At 72.3% G+C, this 21236-nt stretch carries 14 protein-coding genes; 5 read left to right on the forward strand and 9 right to left on the reverse strand.

All coding sequences use genetic code 11. The features are described from left to right. Nucleotides 1–87: 87 nt before the first annotated feature. A complete protein-coding gene (locus ACFYMP_RS12030) occupies nt 88–3918 on the forward strand; it encodes a CDP-glycerol glycerophosphotransferase family protein (RefSeq protein ID WP_388854643.1) in 3831 nt (1276 codons plus the stop codon). A gap of 14 nt (nt 3919–3932) precedes the next feature. Here the strand turns inward: ACFYMP_RS12030 and ACFYMP_RS12035 are convergent, their stop codons facing one another. Then, nucleotides 3933–4853 (reverse strand): endonuclease/exonuclease/phosphatase family protein, encoded by a 921-nt coding sequence (locus ACFYMP_RS12035; protein ID WP_388854646.1) that lies wholly within the window; start codon nt 4851–4853, stop codon nt 3933–3935. 91 nt (nt 4854–4944) lie between these two features. Between ACFYMP_RS12035 and ACFYMP_RS12040 the strand changes: the two genes are divergently transcribed. Then, the gene (locus tag ACFYMP_RS12040; RefSeq protein ID WP_388854649.1) at nt 4945–6447 is read left to right on the forward strand and encodes a hypothetical protein; all 1503 of its coding nucleotides are present in this window, start codon (nt 4945–4947) and stop codon (nt 6445–6447) included. A gap of 64 nt (nt 6448–6511) precedes the next feature. On the opposite strand, the gene ACFYMP_RS12045 is transcribed toward ACFYMP_RS12040, so the two are convergent. The 5 genes from ACFYMP_RS12045 to ACFYMP_RS12065 form a co-directional block, all read right to left on the reverse strand. After that, complete coding sequence (locus ACFYMP_RS12045; RefSeq protein ID WP_388854652.1) at nt 6512–8641, reverse strand: 3-hydroxyacyl-CoA dehydrogenase NAD-binding domain-containing protein; 2130 nt, start codon at nt 8639–8641, stop codon at nt 6512–6514. Continuing rightward, complete coding sequence (locus ACFYMP_RS12050) at nt 8638–9852, reverse strand: thiolase family protein (protein ID WP_388854655.1); 1215 nt, start codon at nt 9850–9852, stop codon at nt 8638–8640. The genes ACFYMP_RS12045 and ACFYMP_RS12050 overlap by 4 nt, the downstream gene beginning before the upstream one ends. Before the next feature lie 285 nt (nt 9853–10137). Next, nucleotides 10138–11424, reverse strand: coding sequence for an HRDC domain-containing protein (locus ACFYMP_RS12055; RefSeq protein ID WP_388854658.1), 1287 nt, complete (start codon nt 11422–11424; stop codon nt 10138–10140). Nucleotides 11425–11532: 108 nt separating this feature from the next. Next, nucleotides 11533–12192 (reverse strand): LuxR C-terminal-related transcriptional regulator, encoded by a 660-nt coding sequence (locus tag ACFYMP_RS12060; RefSeq protein ID WP_388854661.1) that lies wholly within the window; start codon nt 12190–12192, stop codon nt 11533–11535. A gap of 295 nt (nt 12193–12487) precedes the next feature. Then, on the reverse strand, nt 12488–13177 hold the full coding sequence (locus ACFYMP_RS12065) for a DUF3000 domain-containing protein (protein ID WP_388854664.1): 690 nt from the start codon (nt 13175–13177) through the stop codon (nt 12488–12490). Nucleotides 13178–13375: 198 nt separating this feature from the next. On the opposite strand from ACFYMP_RS12065, the gene hemE reads away from it, so the two are divergent. Continuing rightward, nucleotides 13376–14440, forward strand: a complete 1065-nt coding sequence (gene hemE / locus ACFYMP_RS12070) for a uroporphyrinogen decarboxylase (RefSeq protein ID WP_388854667.1) — start codon at nt 13376–13378, stop codon at nt 14438–14440. Between the two features lie 69 nt (nt 14441–14509). Here the strand turns inward: hemE and ACFYMP_RS12075 are convergent, their stop codons facing one another. Beyond that, nucleotides 14510–15901 carry an FAD-dependent oxidoreductase gene (locus tag ACFYMP_RS12075; RefSeq protein ID WP_388854670.1) on the reverse strand — a complete coding sequence of 464 codons (1392 nt, stop codon included), beginning with the start codon at nt 15899–15901 and terminating at the stop codon, nt 14510–14512. Between the two features lie 12 nt (nt 15902–15913). Then, on the reverse strand, nt 15914–16936 hold the full coding sequence (locus ACFYMP_RS12080) for a DUF4349 domain-containing protein (protein WP_388854673.1): 1023 nt from the start codon (nt 16934–16936) through the stop codon (nt 15914–15916). Nucleotides 16937–17249: 313 nt separating this feature from the next. Here ACFYMP_RS12080 and hemG point away from each other — a divergent pair, with 313 nt between their 5' ends. Next, complete coding sequence (gene hemG, locus ACFYMP_RS12085) at nt 17250–18710, forward strand: protoporphyrinogen oxidase (RefSeq protein ID WP_388854676.1); 1461 nt, start codon at nt 17250–17252, stop codon at nt 18708–18710. Between the two features lie 5 nt (nt 18711–18715). Further along, nucleotides 18716–19432, forward strand: coding sequence for a hydrogen peroxide-dependent heme synthase (gene hemQ / locus ACFYMP_RS12090; protein ID WP_388854679.1), 717 nt, complete (start codon nt 18716–18718; stop codon nt 19430–19432). A gap of 79 nt (nt 19433–19511) precedes the next feature. Here hemQ and ACFYMP_RS12095 read toward each other — a convergent pair whose 3' ends face one another. Further along, the gene (locus ACFYMP_RS12095) at nt 19512–21197 is read right to left on the reverse strand and encodes an alpha/beta hydrolase (protein WP_388854682.1); all 1686 of its coding nucleotides are present in this window, start codon (nt 21195–21197) and stop codon (nt 19512–19514) included. Nucleotides 21198–21236 lie beyond the last annotated feature (39 nt).

A 21236-nucleotide genomic window follows, 5' to 3' on the forward strand; every position in this document is an offset into this window, starting at 1 on the left:
GAGCAGTCCTTTCTCCTGGGGGGAGTGGCGCACACGGTTCGGGGACGAGCACTCCAGCGAGCCGTGCCGGTTTGCTGAGGAGTGAGCGTGCCCGAGCGGCCTCGACTGAGTGTTGTCGTGCCCTTCCAGGACGTAGAGGTCTATCTGACGGAGTGCCTGGAGTCGATCGCCTGCCAGACCTTCGCCGACCTCGAAGTCGTCCTCGTGGACGACGGGTCCACGGACGCGTCCACGGCCATCGCGCAGGACTACTGCCGCCGCGATCCGCGCTTCCGGCTCATCCGCCAGGAATCCCACGGACCCGGGCAGGCCCGGAACGTCGGCATCCGCGCCGCGCATCCCGAGGCCGAGTTCCTCGCCTTCGTCGACGGTGACGACGTCATCCCCGAGTACGCCTACGACCGCATGGTGCGGGCGCTGGAGACCTCGGGCTCGGACTTCGTCTCCGGGAACGTCCAGATGATGAACTCGACGAAGAAGTGGCAGTCGCCGCTGCACCAGGGACTGTCGAAGAAGAACCGCACCGGAACCCACATCACGCGCTTCGACGGGCTCATCTACGACCGCACGGTCTGGAACAAGGTCTTCCGGCGCACCTTCTGGGACGGCAACTTCATCGCCTTCCCCGAGGGCGTCCTCTACGAGGACTCCTGGGTCAATATGTTCGCGCACTTCCGCGCGGCCAAGGTCGACGTCATCACCGACATCGTCTACTTCTGGCGCAGACGGGACGGCGGCGCCGCCCCGTCCATCACCCAGCGGTACACCGAGATCGACAACCTGCGCGACCGCGTCAGCGCGGTCCGCTCGGTGAGCGACTTCCTCGGCGGGCACCGCTCGCGCCTCTACGAGGAGCACAAGCGCAAGTACGACGTCGTGTGCCTGAAGTCGGACCTGATGACCCACCTCAAGTCGCTGCCCGACGCGGACGAGGAGTTCCAGACCCTTTTCATGGACTATGCCAACGCCTTCCTGGACCGGGCCGACAGCGACATCCTCGACGAACTCCCGGCCGAGGCACGGGTCAAGTGGTCCCTGGTCCGGGCGGGGATGCTGCCCGAACTGCTCGACGTGATCGCCTTCGAGCGCAAGGGCGGCCCGCTGCCGGTGCGCCGTCGTCTGCACCGTTACCTCAACTACCCCTACCTCGGGGACCGCAGCGTCGGCCTGGACAAGAAGGCCTACCGGCTGGACAAGGAGCTGTCCCTGCACGGTTCGCTCAACGGGGCGCACTGGGACGAGGGCATGCTGACGCTCACCGGCTCGGCCTACATCCGCTTCATCAACGTGCACAGGAAGCGCATGTCGGTGAAGGCGATCGCCCTGCGCAACAAGAAGCAGGGCCGCACGGTCGTCGCCGCGGCGCGCACCACGTACTTCCCCGAGGCCACCGAACGTTCCAGCCAGAGCCGTTACTGCTACGACTGGGCGGGTTTTGAATCCCGTATCGACGTCACCCGCCTCAAGCGCAAGGGCCAGTGGGTCGAGGGCACGTGGGACGTCGCGGCAGGTGTGCTCAGCCGCGGCCTGTTCCGCTACAAGGGCATCGCCCGGGGCCACGCCGACAGCGCCGCCAACCCGCCCCACCTCTACGTCGCCAAGAACACCCGGGTCGTGCCGCTCTTCCTCCAGGGCACCCTCAAGATCCGGGTCGAGGTGGTGCGCTGCCGCATCACCCGGCACCGGGTGGTGGGGGACCACCTGGAGATCGGCGGGGTCCACCTCGGCCCGAAGATCCCCGAATGGGGCAAGTTCCGGGTCAGCAGCATGAACGGCGGTACGCAGCACGACGCCCCGGTGCGCTTCACCGCGGGCGGAGAGGGCTGGTGCACCTTCGTCACCCGCATCCCGCTCGCCCGGCTCGTGCCCGTCTCGCGCACCCGGGCCGGCGCCACCGGCGTGCCGGAGGCGTGGAGCATGGGCAGCAACGGATGGAAGACCACGCTGCACGTCGAGGGCCGCAAGGCGCCCCTGTACCCAGTGGTGGCCGACGACACGCCGGACGGCCACTACCGGATGCCGGACTCGGTACAGACCCCCAGGGGGGACCGCGAGGTCGTCGTGCACCGCAACGGCGCCGGATACCTCGTGGTGTTCGAGCGGGCCACCCTCCCGCTCGTGCGGCGGGCCGGCTGGCGGGAGGACGGCTCACTCGTCCTGTCGGGCCACTACGCGGCCGCCGACCGCCTCACGAGCGAGGAGTACCGCGGCGCGGCCCTGATCGTACGGTCCCGGGCGCACGGCGCCGAGCGGACGGTGCCGCTGAGCTGGCACGGCCACGACTTCGAAGCGGTCCTCACGCCCACCGCGATGCGCACCCTGGCCGGGGACATCCCCCTGGCCGCGGGCCGCTGGGACTTCTTCCTGCGGCGAGCGGACCCCGCGGTGCACGGCAAGGTCGATCGCGGCGAGGACCTCATGGTCAAGATCGAGCAGGACGCGCTCGGCTCCTTCCCCCAGCGCCTCGTCCACCTGGAGCGGCGCTACGAACTCCAGGCCGAGGCGTACGACCGGCTCTCCCTGCTCGTGCACTCCGCGATGCCGGCCGAAGCCCGCGGACCGTACCGGCAGAAGGTCCAGCGCACCCGCGCCTACCCGGCCGCGCGGCGCACGCCGCTGCGCGACACCGTGCTGTTCGACGCCTTCAAGGGCACCCAGTACTCCGACAGCCCGCGCGCCATGCACGAGGAGATGCAGCGAAGGCGGCTCGGCCTGACCTACCTGTGGGTCGTCCGCGACGATCAGGTGCAGGTACCGCCCGGCGTCACCCCCGTGCGCATGTGGTCCCCGCAGTGGTACGAGGCGCTGGCCACCTCGCGGTACGTCGTCGCCAACAACCACCTGCCGGACTGGTTCGTCAAGCGCGAGGGGCAGGTCGTCATGCAGACCTGGCACGGAACGCCCCTCAAGAAGATCGGCCACGACATCGAGGCCGTCCACTTCGCCGACAAGCGCTACCTGGAGCGCGTGGAGAAGGAGGTGCAGAACTGGGACTTCCTCGTCTCCCCGAACAGCTTCAGCACCCCCATCCTGCAACGCGCCTTCGGCTTCCCGGGGGAGATGCTGGCCAGCGGCTACCCGCGCAACGACGTGCTGCGCAGGACCGACACCCAACGCCGCGCCGAACGAGTGCGGGCCTGGCTCGGCCTGCCGCCCGGCAAACGCGTCGTGCTCTACGCCCCGACCTGGCGCGACGACCAGTTCTACGCGCCCGGACAGTACAAGTTCGACTTCCGCATCGATCTCGACGACGCCCGGCAGCGTCTGGGCGCCGACCACGTACTGCTGGTGCGCCGGCACCCCAATGTCGTGGACCCGGTACCGGGGGCGGGCAACGGCTTCGTCCACGACGTGTCCGACTACCCGGACATGGCGGACCTCTCCCTGATCACCGACGTGATGATCACGGACTACTCGTCCCTCATGTTCGACTTCGCCAACACCGGCCGTCCGTTGCTCTTCTTCACCTACGACCTTGACCACTACCGGGACACCCTGCGCGGCTTCTACTTCGACTTCGAACAGTCCGCGCCCGGCCCGCTCCTGGACAGTTCGGAGCAACTGATCTCGGCGATCCGCGACGTGGACCGCATCCGCGCCTACTACGACGAGCGGTACCGCTGGTTCCAGCGGGAGTTCTGCGATCTGGACGACGGCAACGCGGCCGGCCGGGTGGTCGACCGCATGCTCGTGGCGGGTGGGGACCTCGATCCGGCCAGATCCCGGCCGGCCGCCTTCGGCCGCGGGCCCGAGCCGCGCCCGGCCCTGGAGAGAGCCGACCAACACCTGGCCCTTGAGGGGCCCAGCGGTTACGGAGTCCCCGTGCAGCGCCGCCCTTCTCCGCCCCGCCCGACGGCGCACAGCCGGGGGGAGGGAGTGCCCTCCGGTCGCGTGCACGAGGGCGTGATCGTGCCGTGAGCCGCGCGTCCCTCTCAGGGGAGTCTCACCGTCATCACCAGGGCCCGGTGGTCGGAAGCGCCGGTCTCGAACACGCCGCACCCCGCACGCGGCGAGGCGGTGAACAGGTAGTCGAGCTTGTGCCCGGAGGAATGGGTGGGACGAGGCCGCTCCCGTCCCTCGTCGCACTCCCGGTGCGTCCGGTACGCGGCCCTCGGCCACACTCCGCTCGCCGCGTTGGCCCGGCCGGGCGGATTGAGGTTGAAGTCCCCGCCGTACACGAAGCGCCCACCCCCCGCCGCGCCGAGCAGCGCCCGCAACTCCTCCGCGCGGTACTCCCGGTGAGGATGGGCGTGATCGCTGCCGAGCGGGGTGAGGTGGGCGTCGCAGACCCGGAGCCGATAGGCGGCCACCGTGGCGCAGACGGCACCGCGACGCAGCCCTGTCGTCGGCCGCGGCGTGGTGACCGGCGCCACCCGCGACAGCGGCCGGTCGGCGAGCACGGCCAGCCCGGCACGCGCGTCACCGTCCTCGCGATCGCACGGGACCCCGGTGAGGCGGCCGTTCTCTCCCGCGTAGTGGTACGGGAGCCAGGCGCTGTGCCAACGCGAACCGAGCGCGGCGAGCGCGGCGGAGAGGTCCGGACGGCACACTTCCTGCAACAACACCACGTGCACGGAAGGCCGTTGAGCCAGACGTGCCAGCGCGCTCCGTTTGCCCGCGCGCCCGCCGGTCTCCGCACAGCCCCACGCGTCGACCCCGCACATGTTCCAGGTCGCCACACCCACGAGGCCGCCCTGCCACGCGGGCGTGGCCCGCACCTCCGGCCGAGCGGGGGCGGGGGTCCGCTCACAGGCGCACAGCACCAGCAGCAGTACGGCAAGTACCCACGCGCGGGCGCGGCGTGGAGGGCGGGCGGCGGGAGACCGGGTTCCGCCGCGGCTGGATACGAACACAACGATCACCCTACGTCCCGCGACCGGCGCGGTGGCGTCCTCGCCGGACGGGCCGTGCGGCGGGGGAACACGCGAAGGACTGGACCCGCACATGCCTGAGAAGCCCGCGAGTAAACGGACACTGGTGGAGGGCATCGAGGCCTCCGGCGCCTTCCCCGTGGAGTACCGCTTCGCCCACGCCAAGAACGGCAGCCGGCACCTCGTCGTCGTCTTCGCCAACTTCTCGGCGCCCGACGACTACGGCTGGTCCAACGGCGTGTTCGACAACCTGCGGGCCAACATCCTGTGGATCAAGGACCGGTTCGACGGGATGAACAGCTACTACCTGTGCCGCGGCATGGACTTCTCGCTACAGGAGTCCGTCGTCACGCTCATCGGGAACGTCATGAGGGCCCTGGGGCTCACCCCCGACGACTGCACGATGTGGGGCGGCTCCAAGGGCGGCAGCGCGGCGCTGTACTTCGGCCTGCGCTACGGATTCCGCAACATCGTCTCCGTCGTACCGCAGTTCAGCGTCGGGACCTACGTGCAGACCGTCCACCCCAAGGTCGCCCGCTACATGATGGGTGAGGACGTGACGCCGGACAAGGTGCGCTATCTCGACGAGGTGATCCCCGAACTCGTGCGCTCCGGGACCAACAGTCGCGCCAACGTCTATCTGCTGTCCTCCCCGCAGGACGAGCAGTACCCCGTGCAGGTCGAACCCTTCCTGGGGCTCTTCCAGCACTACGAGAACTTCAACTTCGTCTTCAGCGACTCCCCGTTCATCACGGACCACACGCAGGTCACCCGCCGCAACGTGCCCGCGCTCATGGGGCTGCTGAACTTCCTCATCGACGGCATCGCTCCGCGCCTGGGCTTCGTGAGCAACGGCCGCGAGGAGCCCGACCGGGACAGGTCGGCGATCGAGTCGTACCTCAGCTCCACCTCGCTGGTGAAGGAGGACACCTTCCCCGCTCCCACGGTGCTGACACCGCGGCAGGCAGAGGAGGTGCACCCGGAAGGGGTCCGCGTCGGGGGGACGGCGCCGGGCTCGGTGCGGGTGAGTCTCTGGGAGAACGGCAAGTTCCTGGCGTCCCCGCCCACCGCCCCGGACGGAAGCTGGATGTGGCAGTCGCCCAAGCGGCTGCCGCCGGGCAAGCACGTGGTGCGGTTGTTCGCCGTGGACCCGGCGGGCTTCCACTCACCGCGTACGGAGGTGGTGTTCACCGTGTCGGAGAGAGCGGCACCGGCCCGGATTCCGGTGTACGAGGCCGGCGCCGGGACAGGAGCCGCGATGGTCCCTCCCCCCGCGGGAGGCAACGCCCCGGCGGTCACCTTCCCGGCTCCGCAGCAGCAACTGTCCAGCCGCGCCGTGATGTTCCAGGGCTCGGCGCCAGGGGCCGCACACGTCGGGCTGCGCGAGGCCGGTGTCGTCATCGGGGCCGTGCCCGTGGGTCCGGACGGAGGCTGGTTCTGGGAGTCGGAGTGGGCCTGGACCCCGGGCCCGCACACGGTGGAGGTGTTCGCGACGGACGTCTTCGGCGCCGAGTCGGCACCCACCGTGGTGGTGTTCTCCGCGATGATCGCTGTCGGCGCCGGGCCCCACGCCTGAGCACCGGAGAAGGACAGGTGACGGGGCGGCTCGCCCCGTCACCTGTCCTTCTGCGCTCCGCGGCTCAGACCACCGGAACCGAGGCGACGCCCGGCTGGAGGAAACGCTTGCCGTTGACGCGTTCCGCGACGCCCTCGCGGTCCAGGTACGGCGTGATACCGCCCAGGTGGAAGGGCCAGCCGGCGCCGGTGATCAGGCACAGGTCGATGTCCTGGGCCTCGGCGACGACGCCGTCGGCGAGCATGAGGCCGATCTCCTCGGCCACCGCGTCCGTGACCCGGTCGCGCACCTGCTGCTCGGTCAGCACCGTGTCGCCCTGCTTCAGGAGCGCCGCGACCTCCGGGTCCAGCTCCGGCTTGCCGGAGTCGTACACGTAGAAACCGCGCTTACCGGCCTCGACGACCGCCTTGAGGTTCGGCGAGACGGTGAAGCGGTCAGGGAAGGCGCCGTGCAGCGTCTCCGAGACGTGCAGGCCGATCGCCGGCCCCACCAGCTCCAGCAGCACCAGCGGCGACATCGGCAGACCGAGCGGCTCGACGGCCCTCTCGGCCACCTCGACGGGCGTGCCCTCGTCGATGACGTTCTGGATCTCGCCCATGAAGCGGGTCAGGACGCGGTTGACGACGAAGGCCGGGGCGTCCTTGACCAGCACCGCGGACTTCTTCAGCTTCTTCGCGACACCGAAGGCCGTCGCGAGCGCCGCGTCGTCGGTCCGCTCGCCGCGCACGATCTCCAGCAGCGGCAGCACGGCCACCGGGTTGAAGAAGTGGAAGCCGACGACCCGCTCGGGGTGCTTCAGCTTCGAGGCCATCTCCGTGACCGACAGCGAGGAGGTGTTGGTCGCGAGGATCGCGTGGGCCGGGACGACCGCCTCGACCTCGGCGAAGACCTGCTGCTTGACACCGATCTCCTCGAAGACGGCCTCGATCACGAAGTCCGCGTCCGAGAAGCCCTCGGCCTTGTCCAGGACACCCGAGACCAGGCCCTTGAGCCGGTTCGCCTTGTCCTGGTTGACCCGGCCCTTGCCGAGCAGCTTGTCGATCTCGGCGTGCACGTAGCCCACGCCCTTGTCGACCCGCGCCTGGTCGATGTCGGTCAGCACGACCGGCACCTCAAGACGGCGCACGAACAGCAGCGCGAGCTGCGAGGCCATCAGGCCCGCTCCGACCACGCCGACCTTGTTGACCGGACGCGCCAGCGACTTGTCGGGCGCGCCCGCCGGACGCTTGGCACGGCGCTGTACGAGGTCGAAGGCGTACAGGCCGGCGCGCAGCTCCCCGCTCATGATCAGGTCCGCGAGGGCCTGGTCCTCGGCGTCGAAACCGGCCTGGAGGTCACCGGACTTCGCGCCCTCGATGATGTCCAGGGCGCGGTAGGCGGCCGGGGCCGCGCCGTGCACCTTGGAGTCGGCGACGGCCCGGCCGCGCGCCACGGCCTGGTCCCAGCCCTCGCCGCGGTCCACCTCGGGACGCTCCACGACGATCTCGCCCCTGAGGACGGCGGCCGTCCACAGCAGCGACTGCTCCAGGAAGTCCGCGCCCTCGAAGATCGCGTCCGCGATCCCCAGCTCGTGGACCTGCTTGCCCTTGAGCTGACGGTTCTGGTTCAGGGAGTTCTCGACAATGACCGAAACCGCTCGGTCGGCACCGATCAGGTTCGGCAGCAGCGTGCAGCCGCCCCAGCCCGGGACGAGTCCCAGGAAGACCTCGGGCAGCGAGAAGGCGGGCAGCGCCGAGGAGACCGTGCGGTACGAGCAGTGCAGACCGACCTCGACCCCGCCGCCCATGGCCGCGCCGTTGTAGTACGCGAAGCTGGGCACCGCGAGGTGCGACAGCCGCTTGAAGACGTCGTGGCCGCCCTTGGCGATCGCCACCCCGTCCTCGTGCCGCTGCAGCAGGCCCACGCCCTTGAGGTCGGCGCCCACGGCGAAGATGAACGGCTTGCCGGTGATCCCGACGCCGACGATCTCCCCGGCCGCCGCCTCCTTCTCGACCTGATCGATCGCGGTGTTCAGGTTCGCGAGCGAGGCCGGGCCGAAGGTGGTCGGCTTGGTGTGGTCCAGCCCGTTGTCCAGCGTGATCAGGGCGAAACGGCCCGCGCCCGGCAGGTCGAGGTGGCGTACGTGCGCCTGGGTCACGACCTCCCCCGGGAACAGTTCGGCCGCGCCCTTCAGCAGCTCAGCGGTGGTGCTCACTTGCCCTCCCAGTGGGGGTTTTCCCAGATCACGGTCGCGCCCATGCCGAAGCCGACACACATGGTGGTGATGCCGTACCGGACCTCGGGCTGCTCCTCGAACTGCCGCGCCAGCTGCGTCATCAGCCGGACGCCGGAGGAGGCCAGCGGGTGACCGAAGGCGATCGCGCCGCCGTACTGGTTCACGCGCGGGTCGTCGTCGGCGATGCCGTAGTGGTCGAGGAAGGCCAGCACCTGCACGGCGAAAGCCTCGTTGATCTCGAACAGGCCGATGTCGGAGATCGTCAGGCCCGCCTTGGCGAGCGCCTTCTCGGTCGCGGGGATCGGCCCGTAGCCCATGACCTCGGGCTCCACACCGGCGAAGGCGTAGGAGACCAGGCGCATCTTGACCGGCAGGCCGTTCTCGCGCGCGAAGTCCTCGGAGGCGAGCACCGAGGCGGTCGCGCCGTCGTTCAGGCCGGCCGCGTTGCCCGCGGTGACCTTGCCGTGCGGGCGGAAGGGCGTCTTGAGGCCGGCCAGCTGCTCCAGCGTGGTACCCGGGCGCATCGGCTCGTCGGCGGTCGCCAGGCCCCAGCCGGTCTCCCCGGCCTCGGGGGAGGTGCGGCGGATCGAGACGGGGACCAGATCGGCCTGGATCTGCCCGTTCGCGTACGCCTTCGCGGCCTTCTCCTGCGAGCGCACCGCGTAGGCGTCCGCGCGCTCCTTGGTCAGGTGCGGGAAGCGGTCGTGCAGGTTCTCCGCCGTCATGCCCATGAACAGGGCCGACTCGTCGACCAGCTTCTCGGAGACGAAGCGCGGGTTGGGGTCGACGCCCTCGCCCATCGGGTGGCGGCCCATGTGCTCGACACCGCCCGCGATCACCACGTCGTACGCGCCGAAGGCGATCGAACCGGCCGTCGTCGTGACGGCGGTCAGCGCGCCCGCGCACATGCGGTCGATGGAGTAGCCGGGCACCGACTGCGGCAGGCCCGCCAGGATTCCCGCGGTACGGCCCAGGGTCAGGCCCTGGTCGCCGATCTGCGTGGTCGCGGCGATGGCGACCTCGTCGATCTTCTGCGGGTCCAGGTCCGGGTTGCGGCGCAGCAGCTCCCGGATCGCCTTCACGACGAGGTCGTCGGCCCGGGTCTCGTGGTACATGCCCTTCGGGCCCGCCTTGCCGAACGGGGTGCGGACGCCGTCGACGAAGACGACGTCCCGGATGGTACGAGGCACGTTGGCTCTCCTCCAGGGTGCGGGATGGCGCTGCCACGCGGCACGCCGGAGCGTGTCGCCAAGCTCATGCTACTTGCGGGTAACCAAACTGTGCCACCCCGTCCCGCGGAGCGTCGAAGGTCACACCGCCCGCGGCGGACGCTCGTCCCCGAACGCCGGACGGGCTGGTGATCGCCGGGGTCCGGGGGTGGGGCGCGTCTTGCCGGTGCGTGCGCCTTCGCGTCGTCCTGAAACGCCGGACGGGCTGGATGAATCCAGCCCGTCCGGCGTTCGGGATCGGCTCCGTCAGGGGTGTTCGCGCAGCGCCTTCAGCAGGACCGGGGTCACCAGCTCGACCTGCCACGGCCGCGCGCCGTGATCGCGCAGCGCCTGCGCCACCGCCTCCGGAGCGGTCTCGGCCGGCGGCTCCCAGCACAGTCTGCGCACCGTGTCCGGGGCGATCAGGTTCTCCTGCGGCAGGCGCAGCTCCTCGGCGCGGGCGATCACCCCGGCCCGCGCGGCGGACAGCCGGGCCGCGGCCACCGGATCGCGGTCGGCCCAGGCGCGCGGCGGCGGGGGGCCCGCCAGCGGCGAACCCGGCTGCGGCAGTTCGCTCTCCGGCAGTTCCCTGGCGCGGTCCACGGACGCCTGCCACTGCTCCAGCTGCCGCCGGTTGACCCGGTGCCCGAAGCCCGGCAGCGCGCCGAGGGCGTGCACGTTCGGGGGCAGGGCGAGCGCGGCCTCGATGATGGCGGCGTCACTGAGGACCTTGCCGGGGGAGACGTCGCGGCGCTGCGCGATCCGGTCGCGAGCCGTCCACAGCTCCCGGACGACCGCCATCTGCCGGCGCTTGCGGACCTTGTGCATGCCGGAGGTACGGCGCCAGGGGTCCTTGCGCGGCGGGGCGGGGGGCGCGGTGGCGATCGCCTCGAACTCCTGGAGGGCCCAGTCCAGCTTGCCCTGGCGCTCCAGCTCCTTCTCCAGCGCGTCGCGCAGGTCGACCAGCAGTTCGACGTCGAGCGCGGCGTACCGCAGCCACGGCTCGGGCAGCGGGCGGGTCGACCAGTCCACCGCCGAGTGGCCCTTCTCCAGCGTGTAGCCGAGGACGCCCTCGACCATCGCTCCGAGGCCGACGCGGGGGAAACCCGCGAGCCGGCCGGCCAGCTCGGTGTCGAAGATCCTGGTGGGGATCATGCCTATGTCGCGCAGGCAGGGCAGATCCTGGGTCGCGGCGTGCAGATCCCACTCGGCGGAGCCGATCGCGGCCCCGAGGCCGGAGAGGTCGGGGCAGGCCACCGGGTCGATGAGCGCGGTGCCCGCCCCCTCGCGGCGCAGCTGCACGAGGTAGGCGCGCTGGCCGTAGCGGTACCCGGAGGCCCGTTCGGCGTCCACCGCCACCGGCCCGCTGCCGGCCGCGAAGGCCGCCACGACCTCGGCGAGGGCGTCGGCGTCGGCGATCACCGGGGGGATGCCCTCGCGCGGCTCCAGGAGGGGGATCGGCTGCGCCTGAGGCGTAACGCCGCCCTCGTCCGGAGGGGCGCCCCCGGTGGTTCGCAGTGAAGTGTCTGCTGCGGTTTCTTGGGCGTCGGTCACCTGTCAAGACTATCCGTGTTACGCCGGAGGCCACCGACAGAACGTTCTGTCGGTGGCCTCCGGCGTAACACGAAGGGTCAGAACCGGTCAGTGTCCGGTCCGGGCCGGTCAGTGAATGATGCCGGTGCGCAGGGCGACGGCGACCATCCCGGCACGGTCTCCCGTGCCGAGCTTGCGGGCGATCCGGGCGAGGTGGCTCTTGACGGTCAGGGCCGACAGGCCCATCGAGACACCGATCGCCTTGTTGGACTGCCCTTCCGCGACCAGTCTGAGCACCTCGACCTCACGGCCGGACAGCTCGCGGTAGCCGCCCGGGTGGCTCGGTGCCCCCGGAGGACGGCGGTGCATTCGGGCGCCCGCCCCGATGGGGGCGGCGCCGGGGCGGCCGGGCAGACCCACGTTGTTGCGGGTGCCGGTGACGACGTAGCCCTTGACCCCGCCCGCGAGGGCGTTGCGCACGGCGCCGATGTCGTCGGCGGCCGAGAGGGCGAGGCCGTTGGGCCAGCCCGCGGCGCGGGTCTCGGACAGGAGAGTCAGTCCTGAACCGTCGGGCAGGTGGACGTCCGCGACGCAGATGTCGCGAGGGGTGCCGACGCGGGGACGGGCCTCGGCGATGGACGAGGCCTCGATCACGTCACGCACACCGAGCGCCCAGAGATGACGGGTCACGGTGGAGCGCACACGGGGATCGGCGACGACGACCATCGCGGTCGGCTTGTTCGGGCGGTAGGCGACCAGGCTTGCGGGCTGCTCGAGAAGAACGGACACCAGGCCTCCTGCTGGGGATGGCGGGACGGGGCCGGCTGGGGATGAAGCCGGGGCGAAACCGTGCTGACAAGGTCAAAGTGGTCTTCGGCAGCATCCGTGCCCGGCTTTAGGGAATGATCACGATTTGGTGAGTAACAATCGGGGCGATTAGGACACGTGATCGATCATTAGAAGATCGAAACGAGAACTCGAACGTTCCGGGAGTGCACTGTCATCCGTTCGTGAACGGCCGAGATCTGTCCCCCTACCGGTCCGTAATCGATCCGTAATCGTCAGACCGGGCCCCGCGCCCGTCTCAGGAACCGCGTGGCCCGCGCCGCTGCGGCAGCGAGACCACCGCCGCCTCCCCCGGGGCGGTGGCCGGCGGCAGTCCGGCGATCTGGGACAGCAGATCGCACCAGGCGGCGAGGTGCGCCGCCGTGTCCGGCACCCCGTTCGCGCCCTCGCGCGGGGTCCAGGAGGCCCGGATCTCGATCTGCGAGGCCGGGGGCCGCTCCCGCATCCCGCCGAAGTAGTGCGAGCCGGCCCGGGTCACCGTGCCGCTCGCCTCGCCGTACGAGAGACCGCGCGCCTGGAACGCGCCGGTCAGCCACGACCAGCACACCTCCGGCAGCAGCGGATCGGCCGCCATCTCCGGCTCCAGTTCGGCGCGGACCAGGGTGACGAGCCGGAAGGCGCCCTTCCACGCCTCGTGCCCGGCCGGATCGTGCAGCAGCACGAGCCTGCCGTCGGCCAGGTCCTCCTCGCCGTCCACCACGGCGGCCTCCACGGCGTGCGCGAAGGGCGCCAGACGCTGCGGGGCCCGCGTCGGCTCGATCTCGATCTCCGGCCGGGGACGGGCCGCGCGCAGCGCTTCGACGGCGGCCGTGAAGGCGGGCGGGGTGTCGTCACCGCCCGCCCCCGCGCCCGGCGTTCCCGCGGCGCCCCCCTTCTTCCCGTCCTGCCCGTCCGTACCGTCCGACCGTTGTCCGTGAGCCGCAGCCATGCCGGGAAGGTTAAGGGGAAGCGCTGTGCCTTGTCGGGAGAGACACCCGCGAGTGACATGCGGGACGGGCAAGCGGGGGGAGGACGCGCGGAGCGGACGGGTACGGCTCGGCGGGCCGGCACGCGCGCGGGGGCCGGGCGGGGCGTCCCGGGCCGGGCGGGGGACGCGGAGCCGCCCCGGCATGGGAAACTCGGTGCCGTGAGTGCCAACGACAGTTCCTTCGGACCGCCCGCCGCGACCCGTGAGTCCGCCTTCGTCAAGGCGTGCCACCGCGAGCCCGTCCCGCACACCCCGGTGTGGTTCATGCGCCAGGCGGGACGCTCCCTCCCGGAGTACCTCAAGGTCCGCGAGGGCATCCCGATGCTGGAGTCCTGCACGCGGCCCGATCTGGTCGCCGAGATCACCCTGCAGCCGGTCCGCAGGCACGGCGTGGACGCCGCGGTCTACTACAGCGACATCGTCGTCCCGCTCAAGGCCATCGGCGTCGACCTGGACATCAAGCCCGGTGTCGGCCCCGTCATCGACGAGCCGGTGCGCGCCCGCGCCGATCTCGACCGGCTGCGCGCGCTGACCCCCGACGACGTCCACTACGTCACCGAGGCCGTCGGCCTGCTCACCGCCGAACTCGGCGCCACGCCCCTCATCGGCTTCGCGGGCGCGCCCTTCACCCTCGCGAGCTACCTCGTGGAGGGCGGGCCCTCGCGCAACCACGAGCGGACCAAGGCCCTCATGTACGGGGACCCGCAGCTGTGGGCCGATCTGCTGGACCGGCTCGCCGACATCACCGCCGCCTTCCTCAAGGTGCAGATCGAGGCGGGCGCCTCCGCCGTCCAGCTCTTCGACTCCTGGGTGGGCGCGCTGTCCCCCGCCGACTACCGCCGCTACGTCCAGCCCGCCTCCGCGAAGGTCTTCGCCGAGGTCGCCGGCTACGGCGTGCCGCGCATCCACTTCGGGGTCGGTACCGGCGAGCTCCTGCACGACCTCGGCCGGGCCGGAGCCGACGTGGTCGGCGTCGACTGGCGCGTCCCGCTCGACGAGGCGGCCCGCCGCGTCGGGCCCGGCAAGGCGCTCCAGGGCAACCTGGACCCGGCCGTCCTGTTCGCGGGCCCCGAGGCGGTGCGCGCGAAGACCACCGAGGTCCTGGAGGCCGCCGCCGGACTGGAGGGCCACATCTTCAACCTCGGCCACGGCGTCCTGCCCACGACCCCGCCGGAGGTCCTCACGGCCCTCGTGGCCGACGTGCACGAGCGCACCCGGCGCTGACGCGGGGCCCCGCGGGTCCGGCGCGAGCCTGTCGCCCCGGACCCGCGCCCGGCGCGTCGCGGGCCCCGCTCAGCTCCCGCTGCCCGCGTCCCCCGCCCCGCGCACCGCCTTCACCGCGCGCCGCGCCGCGACCAGCACCGGGTCCCACACCGGGGAGAAGGGCGGCGCGTAACCGAGGTCCAGGGCCGTCATCTGCTCCACCGTCATACCGGCCGTCAACGCGACGGCCGCCACGTCGACCCGCTTGCCCGCGCCCTCACGCCCCACGATCTGCGTGCCCAGCAGCCGCCCCGTACCGAGTTCCGCGAGCATCTTCACCGTCATGGGCGCGCTGCCCGGGTAGTAACCGGCCCGGCTCGTCGACTCGATACTCACCGTCACGAACCGGAAGCCCGCCGCCAGGGCGTCCTTCTCCCGCAGCCCCGTACGGCCGATCTCCAGATCGCACACCTTGCTCACCGCCGTCCCCACGACCCCGGGGAAGGTCGCGTAGCCGCCGCCCACGTTCGTCCCGATGACCTGGCCGTGCTTATTGGCGTGCGTGCCCAGCGCGATGTGCCGCGTGCCGCCCGCCACCAGATCGAGCACCTCGACACAGTCCCCGCCCGCCCAGATGTCCCGGTGCCCGCGCACCCGCATCGCGAGATCCGTCAACAGCCCGCCGGAAGGCCCCAGCGGCAGGCCCGCCTCCCGCGCCAGGCCCGTCGACGGACGCACCCCGATACCGAGCACCACGACGTCCGCCGGGTACTCCTCGTCCTCCGTCAGGACGGCGATCGCGCGCCCCTCCTCGTCCGTGCGCACCCCCGTGACCGCCGTCTCGTGCACCAGCCGGATACCCATGCCCGTCATCGCCTCGTGCACGAGACGGCCCATGTCCGGGTCGAGCGTCGACATCGGCTCAGCGGCCCGGTTGACCATCGTCACGTCGAAACCGCGCCGGATCAGCGCCTCGGCCATCTCCACCCCGATGTACCCCGCGCCCACCACGACCGCCCGCCGGCCCCGTGCCCCCTCCAGCGTCGCGATCAGCCGCTCCCCGTCCGTCAGTGTCTGCACCCCGTGCACCCCGCGCGCGTCGATCCCCGGCAGGTCCGGGCGCACGGGCTCCGCGCCCGTCGCGATCACGAGCTTGTCGTAGGACGTCCAGTACTCCTCGCCCGACTCCAGGACCCGGGCCCGCACCCGCCGCCTCTCCACGTCGATCCGCGTCACCTCGGTACCCGTACGCAGATCGATGTCCCGCTCCCGGTGCTCGCGCGGGGTACGGGCGACGAGAGCGTCCGGGCCCCCGACATCGCCCCCCACCCAGTACGGGATGCCGCACGCCGAGTACGACGTGAAGCGCCCCCGTTCGAAGGCGACGATCTCCAGCTGTCCGGGGCCCTTGAGCCTGCGCGCCTGCGAGGCGGCGGACATCCCCGTCGCGTCACCGCCGATGACGACCAGTCGTTCACTCATGCCGACACGCTCTCACTCTTTTTCTTGAAGGCTCGGTTCGCCTCCGGGCGCTTCAGTGGGTGTCGAGACCCCCGTCGCGCGCGGGCCCTCCTTCGTGGGGGCCGGGTCGCGGGGCACCGTCTGATCGTTCGGGGCCGGGCGGGGCTCGGGGGTGCGGCGGCGCCGTACGAACCCGCGGGCCAGGAGAGCCAGCGGGACCAGTACCGCCGCCGCCACCGCGAACGGCAGGACCGCGCCCAGGACCACGCCGATCACCCGCAGCGTCGCCACGAACGCGTGCCAGCCGTCGCCGAGCGCCGACACGAAACCCGCCTCCTCCTTCGGGGCCTTGTGCGCGGCCTGAGCCGTGCGCGACAGCGTCAGGGTGATCGTCGCGAACGAGGTCCGGTCCCTGAGCGAGGCCTGCTGGGCGAGCAGCGCTTCGAGATCCGCCTCCCGCGTACTCAACTCGCCTTCCAGTGCCGTGACATCACTGATCTTCGTCGCGTCGTCCATGAGCGCCCGCACCCGCGTGACGCTCGCCCGCAGTGACTTCACGCGGCTGTCGACGTCCACGACCTGCCGCGTCACGTCCTTCGCTTTCTGGGAACGCCGCACCAGCGTGCCCGGCCCCTGAGCGAGCCTCGCCACGACCTCCTCGAAGCTCTCCTGCGGGACGCGCAGCACCACGCGGGACCTCTCCCGGCCCGCGCCGTCCCGGTCGGTGGCCTCCTCGCCGACCAGCCCACCCGCCCCGGCCGCCACCTCGCGCGCCCGCTCCAGCGCCCCCGGCACGTCCTTCACCCGCATCGTGAGCGAGGCGGTCCGTTCGAGGTGGACGCCCTGGGGCACGGAAGCGGCCCGCGAGGCGGCCGGACCGGAGCCGGCCCTCTTGCCCGCCGCGCCCTCCTCCCGCCCGCCCGCGCGGCTCCCGCCGTCGCCGGTGTCGGACGCGGCCTTGGCGTCGCCGGAGTCGGCCAACCCGCCGCCGCCCGCCGAGCAGCCCGCGAGGGCCAGCAGCAGGACGAGGACGGCGGCGAGCAAGGGGGCGAGCACACCCGCGGACCGGTGGCCGGCCCCCGGCCCGGCGGGCCCGCCCGGTACGGACTCACCGGGTACGGGTGCACCCGGTACGGAAAGGGACGGACTGGACATGAGGGAACCCCCGGGGTCGTGTGGGCCCTGCTGGGCCGGACGACTCCTGCGACGCACGGACCGGGCCCCGCGATCGTCCGCTGCGGTCCCGAAGCGGTCACGGTCCGGACTCGGGAAGGTCGCCGCGCCGCCGCCCCGCAATACCGCGTGCCCCGGCGCCGCGCACCACCGGGTCCCGCGGAGGACGGCGCGGGCCCTTTGAGACAGTGGGGACATGAGCGAAGCCGCCAGTGCACCCACTTCGTCCGCTCCCGGCAGGACCCCCACCCGGGTCCTCGTCCTCGGGGGAGGGATCTCCGGACTGGCCGCCGCGCTGCGCGCCCTCGACGCGGGCGCCGAGGTCACCGTCCTGGAGGCGGCGGAGCGGCTCGGCGGCAAACTGCGCTCCGGCGAGATCGAGGGCGTACGCGTCGACCTCGGCGCCGAGTCGATGCTCGCGCGCCGCCCCGAGGCCGTCGGCCTCGCCCGCGCCGCCGGCCTCGGCCACAAGCTCCAGCCGCCGTCCACCGCGAGCGCCTCGCTGTGGACCCGCGACGCCCTGCGCCCCATGCCGAAGGGCCACGTCATGGGCGTACCGGCGGAAGCCTCCGCTCTCGCGGGCGTCCTGTCCGAGGAGGGGCTGCGCCGCATCGAGGACGACGCGACACTGCCCCCCACCGAGATCGGCGAGGACGTCGCGGTCGGCGAGTACGTCGCCGCCCGCCTCGGCCGCGAGGTCGTCGACCGCCTCGTCGAACCGCTCCTCGGCGGCGTCTACGCGGGCGACGCCTACCGCATCTCCATGCGCTCGGCCGTGCCCCAGCTGTTCGAGGCGGCCCGAACCCACCGCTCCCTCACCGAGGGCGTCCGCGCCCTCCAGGCCGTCACGCCCACCGGGAAGCAGCCGGGCGGACCCGTCTTCCAGGGGCTCAAGGGCGGGATCGGCACCCTGCCGCTCGCCGTCGCCCGCGCCGTACGCGACCGGGGCGGCGAGATCCGCACCGGCGCCACCGCCCGGGAACTGCGCCGCACCCCCGACGGCTGGCGCACCGTCCTCGCCGACGGCACCGCCCTGGAGAGCGAGGCGGTCGTCGTCGCGCTGCCCGCCCCGCGGGCCGCCGCGCTGCTCGGCGCCGAGTCCCCGGGCGCCGCCGCCGAACTGCGCACCGTCGAGTACGCCTCGATGGCCCTGATCACCCTCGCCTACCGGCGCGCCGACACCGCGGCCCTCCCGGCGGGCAGCAGCGGCTTCCTCGTCCCGCCCGTCGACGGGCACACCATCAAGGCGGCGACCTTCGCGAGCCAGAAGTGGGGCTGGATCAACGAGGAGAACCCCGAACTGCTCGTCCTGCGCACCTCCGTCGGCCGCCACGGCGACACCGCCGACCTCGACCGCGAGGACGGCGAACTCGTGGACGTCTCGCGCCGGGACCTGCGCGCCGCGACCGGACTCGACGCCCGGCCCCTCGCCTCCCTCGTGACCCGCTGGAACGACGGGCTCCCGCAGTACCCGGTGGGGCACGCCGCCCGCGTCGCCCGCGTCCGCGAGCACGTCGCCAAGCTCCCCGGGCTCGCGGTGTGCGGTGCCGCCTACGACGGCGTGGGCATCCCCGCGTGCGTCGCGAGCGCCCACCGGGCCGTCGACGCGCTGCTGCCGGGCCCGGCGTCGGACACGTTCGGGCAGGCGGGACAATAGGTCGCATGAGTGCTGCTGCCGAGAAGATCCCCAACGCGGGCAAGAAGGCCAAGGACCTCAACGAGGTCATCCGCTACACCCTGTGGTCCGTCTTCAAGCTCCGCGACGTGCTGCCCGAGGACCGGGCCGGGTACGCCGAAGAGGTCCAGGAACTGTTCGACCAGCTCGCCGCCAAGGACATCACGGTGCGCGGCACCTACGACGTCTCCGGGCTGCGCGCGGATGCCGACCTCATGATCTGGTGGCACGCCGAGACCTCCGACGAACTCCAGGAGGCGTACAACCTGTTCCGCCGCACGAAGCTGGGCCGCGCCCTGCTGCCCGTGTGGTCGAACATGGCGCTGCACCGCCCCGCCGAGTTCAACAAGTCCCACATCCCGGCCTTCCTCGCCGACGAGACGCCCCGTGACTACGTGAGCGTCTACCCCTTCGTCCGCTCCTACGAGTGGTACCTGCTGCCCGACGACGAGCGCCGCAAGATGCTCGCCGACCACGGCCGGATGGCGCGCGGCTACCCCGACGTGCGGGCCAACACCGTCGCCTCCTTCTCGCTCGGCGACTACGAGTGGATGCTCGCCTTCGAGGCCGACGAGCTGTACCGCATCGTCGACCTCATGCGGCACCTGCGCGGCTCCGAGGCGCGCCGCCACGTGCGCGAGGAGGTCCCCTTCTACACCGGCCGCCGCCGCTCGGTCGCCGAACTGGTCGCCGGTCTCGCCTGAGCGGCCTTCGCGGCGAACGGCGCGGGGCGCCGGCCCGGACGTGGTGTCCGGGCCGGCGCCCCGCTCCTTGTCACCCCGCTCAGGCCGGGCGGTGCGCGCGCAGCTCCCGCGTCCTCTCCCGTGCCTCCTCCTGCGGGGCGCCGTCCTTGTCCCGCGCCGGTTCGGCGGGGGTCGGCGCCGCGTGCGGGGCGCACGTGGCCGAGCCGTTCGCGGGGACCTCGCCGCGCAGCAGATAGGCGTCCACCGCCTTGTTGACGCAGTCGTTCGCCCCGCCCGCGATGCCGTGCGTCCCGGCGTCCCGCTCCGTCACGATCGCCGCCCCGGCGAGCCGTCGCCGCAGCTCCAGCGCCCCCGTGTACGGCGTCGCCGCGTCCCGTTCGGCGGCCAGGATCAGCGTCGGGGGCAGCGCCCCGGGGCGGGTGCCCACGTCGAGGGGCTGCTGCCGGGGCGCGGGCCAGTAGGCGCACGGCAGGTTCATCCAGGCGTTGTCCCAGGTCTCGAACGGGGCGACCGAGGCGATCGCGGTGTTGTCCCGGTCCCAGGTGCCGAAGTCCGTGGGCCAGGCCGCGTCGTTGCACTCGACGGCGGTGTAGACGGCCGTCCCGTTCTCGTTCTCCTTCTCCGTGCCCGCGACCGGCGCGGCCATCTTCAGCAGCGGCTTCTCGTCGCCCTTGAGGAAGCGCGACAGGGCCTCGGCGCGGGAACGCCAGTAGTCGTCGTAGTACCCGGCCTGGAGGAAGGCGCCCTGGAGCTGGGCCGGGCCCACGGTGCCGCCGGCCGGTTTCCTCGCCACCCGCTCGCGCGCCTCGTCGTACGCCTGCTGGACCCGCGCGGGCGTCCTCCCGAGGTGGTAGGCGTCGTCGTGCCGGGCGACCCACACGCGGAAGTCCCGCCAGCGCGACTCGAAGGCCAGGGACTGGTCGAGGTTGTTGCGGTACCAGATCTGCCCCGGGTCGGGGTCGACCACCGAGTCGAAGACCATGCGGCGTACGTGGCCGGGGAAGAGCGTCGCGTACAGCGCCCCGAAGTACGTCCCGTAGGAGGCGCCCATGAACGTGAGCCGCGGCTCGCCGAGCGCCGCCCGGATCACCTCCAGGTCCCGCGCGTTGTTGAGCGAGGTGTAGTGCCTGAGACCGGGCCCCGAACGCCGCGCGCAGCCCTGCGCGTACGCCTTGGCCCGCGCGATCCGTTCGCGCTTGTACGCCTCGTCCGGGTGCACGGGGGAGTCGCTGGGCGCCTTCGCGTACGTCTTGGGGTCCTGGCAGGACAGCGGCGCGGAACGGCCGACCCCGCGCGGCGCGTAGCCCACGAAGTCGTAGGCCGCCGCGAGCCGGCGCCACTCGGGCAGCACCCCGATCATCGGGAAGTACGTGCCGGAGGCGCCGGGACCGCCCGGGTTGAAGACGAGAGCGCCCTGCCGCTCGGGCTTCGGGCCGCCCTGCTTCGCGGGCTTCCCGGTCGCTGCCGTACGGCTCACCGTCAGCGGGATCTGCCTGCCGTCCGGGTCGGCGTAGTCGAGCGGGACGCGCACCGTGGCACAGCGCACGGCGGCCGGCAGCCGCTCCTCCTTGGGACAGGTCCCGAAGGTGAGACCCCCCTCGGCGGCCCGCCGGGCGGCCACTTCGGTGCCCTGCGCCTGGGCGCGGAGCGCCGGGGAGAGCGGGGCGAGGGGGGAGCCGGCCGAGGCGGCCGGGGCGGCGAGCGTGCCGAGCAGGAGCGAACCTGCGGTGGCCGACAGCAGCCCGTGACGGAGGGGGGCTCTCATCAGTATCCCTTCGAGCGGCGGAGGCAGCGGGAGGATAAA

The sequence above is a fragment of the Streptomyces sp. NPDC007088 genome, assembly GCF_042869355.1.
Classification (GTDB): Bacteria; Actinomycetota; Actinomycetes; order Streptomycetales; family Streptomycetaceae; genus Streptomyces.

Excerpts from the sequence above, each read along its gene's own strand:
- hemG (WP_388854676.1), top strand. The coding sequence starts at position 17,250 with ATGAGCGAAGCCGCCAGTGCACCCACTTCGTCCGCTCCCGGCAGGACC.
- ACFYMP_RS12040 (WP_388854649.1), top strand. The coding sequence starts at position 4,945 with ATGCCTGAGAAGCCCGCGAGTAAACGGACACTGGTGGAGGGCATCGAG.
- ACFYMP_RS12075 (WP_388854670.1), bottom strand. The coding sequence starts at position 15,901 with ATGAGTGAACGACTGGTCGTCATCGGCGGTGACGCGACGGGGATGTCC.
- ACFYMP_RS12065 (WP_388854664.1), bottom strand. The coding sequence starts at position 13,177 with ATGGCTGCGGCTCACGGACAACGGTCGGACGGTACGGACGGGCAGGAC.
- ACFYMP_RS12095 (WP_388854682.1), bottom strand. The coding sequence starts at position 21,197 with ATGAGAGCCCCCCTCCGTCACGGGCTGCTGTCGGCCACCGCAGGTTCG.
- hemQ (WP_388854679.1), top strand. The coding sequence starts at position 18,716 with ATGAGTGCTGCTGCCGAGAAGATCCCCAACGCGGGCAAGAAGGCCAAG.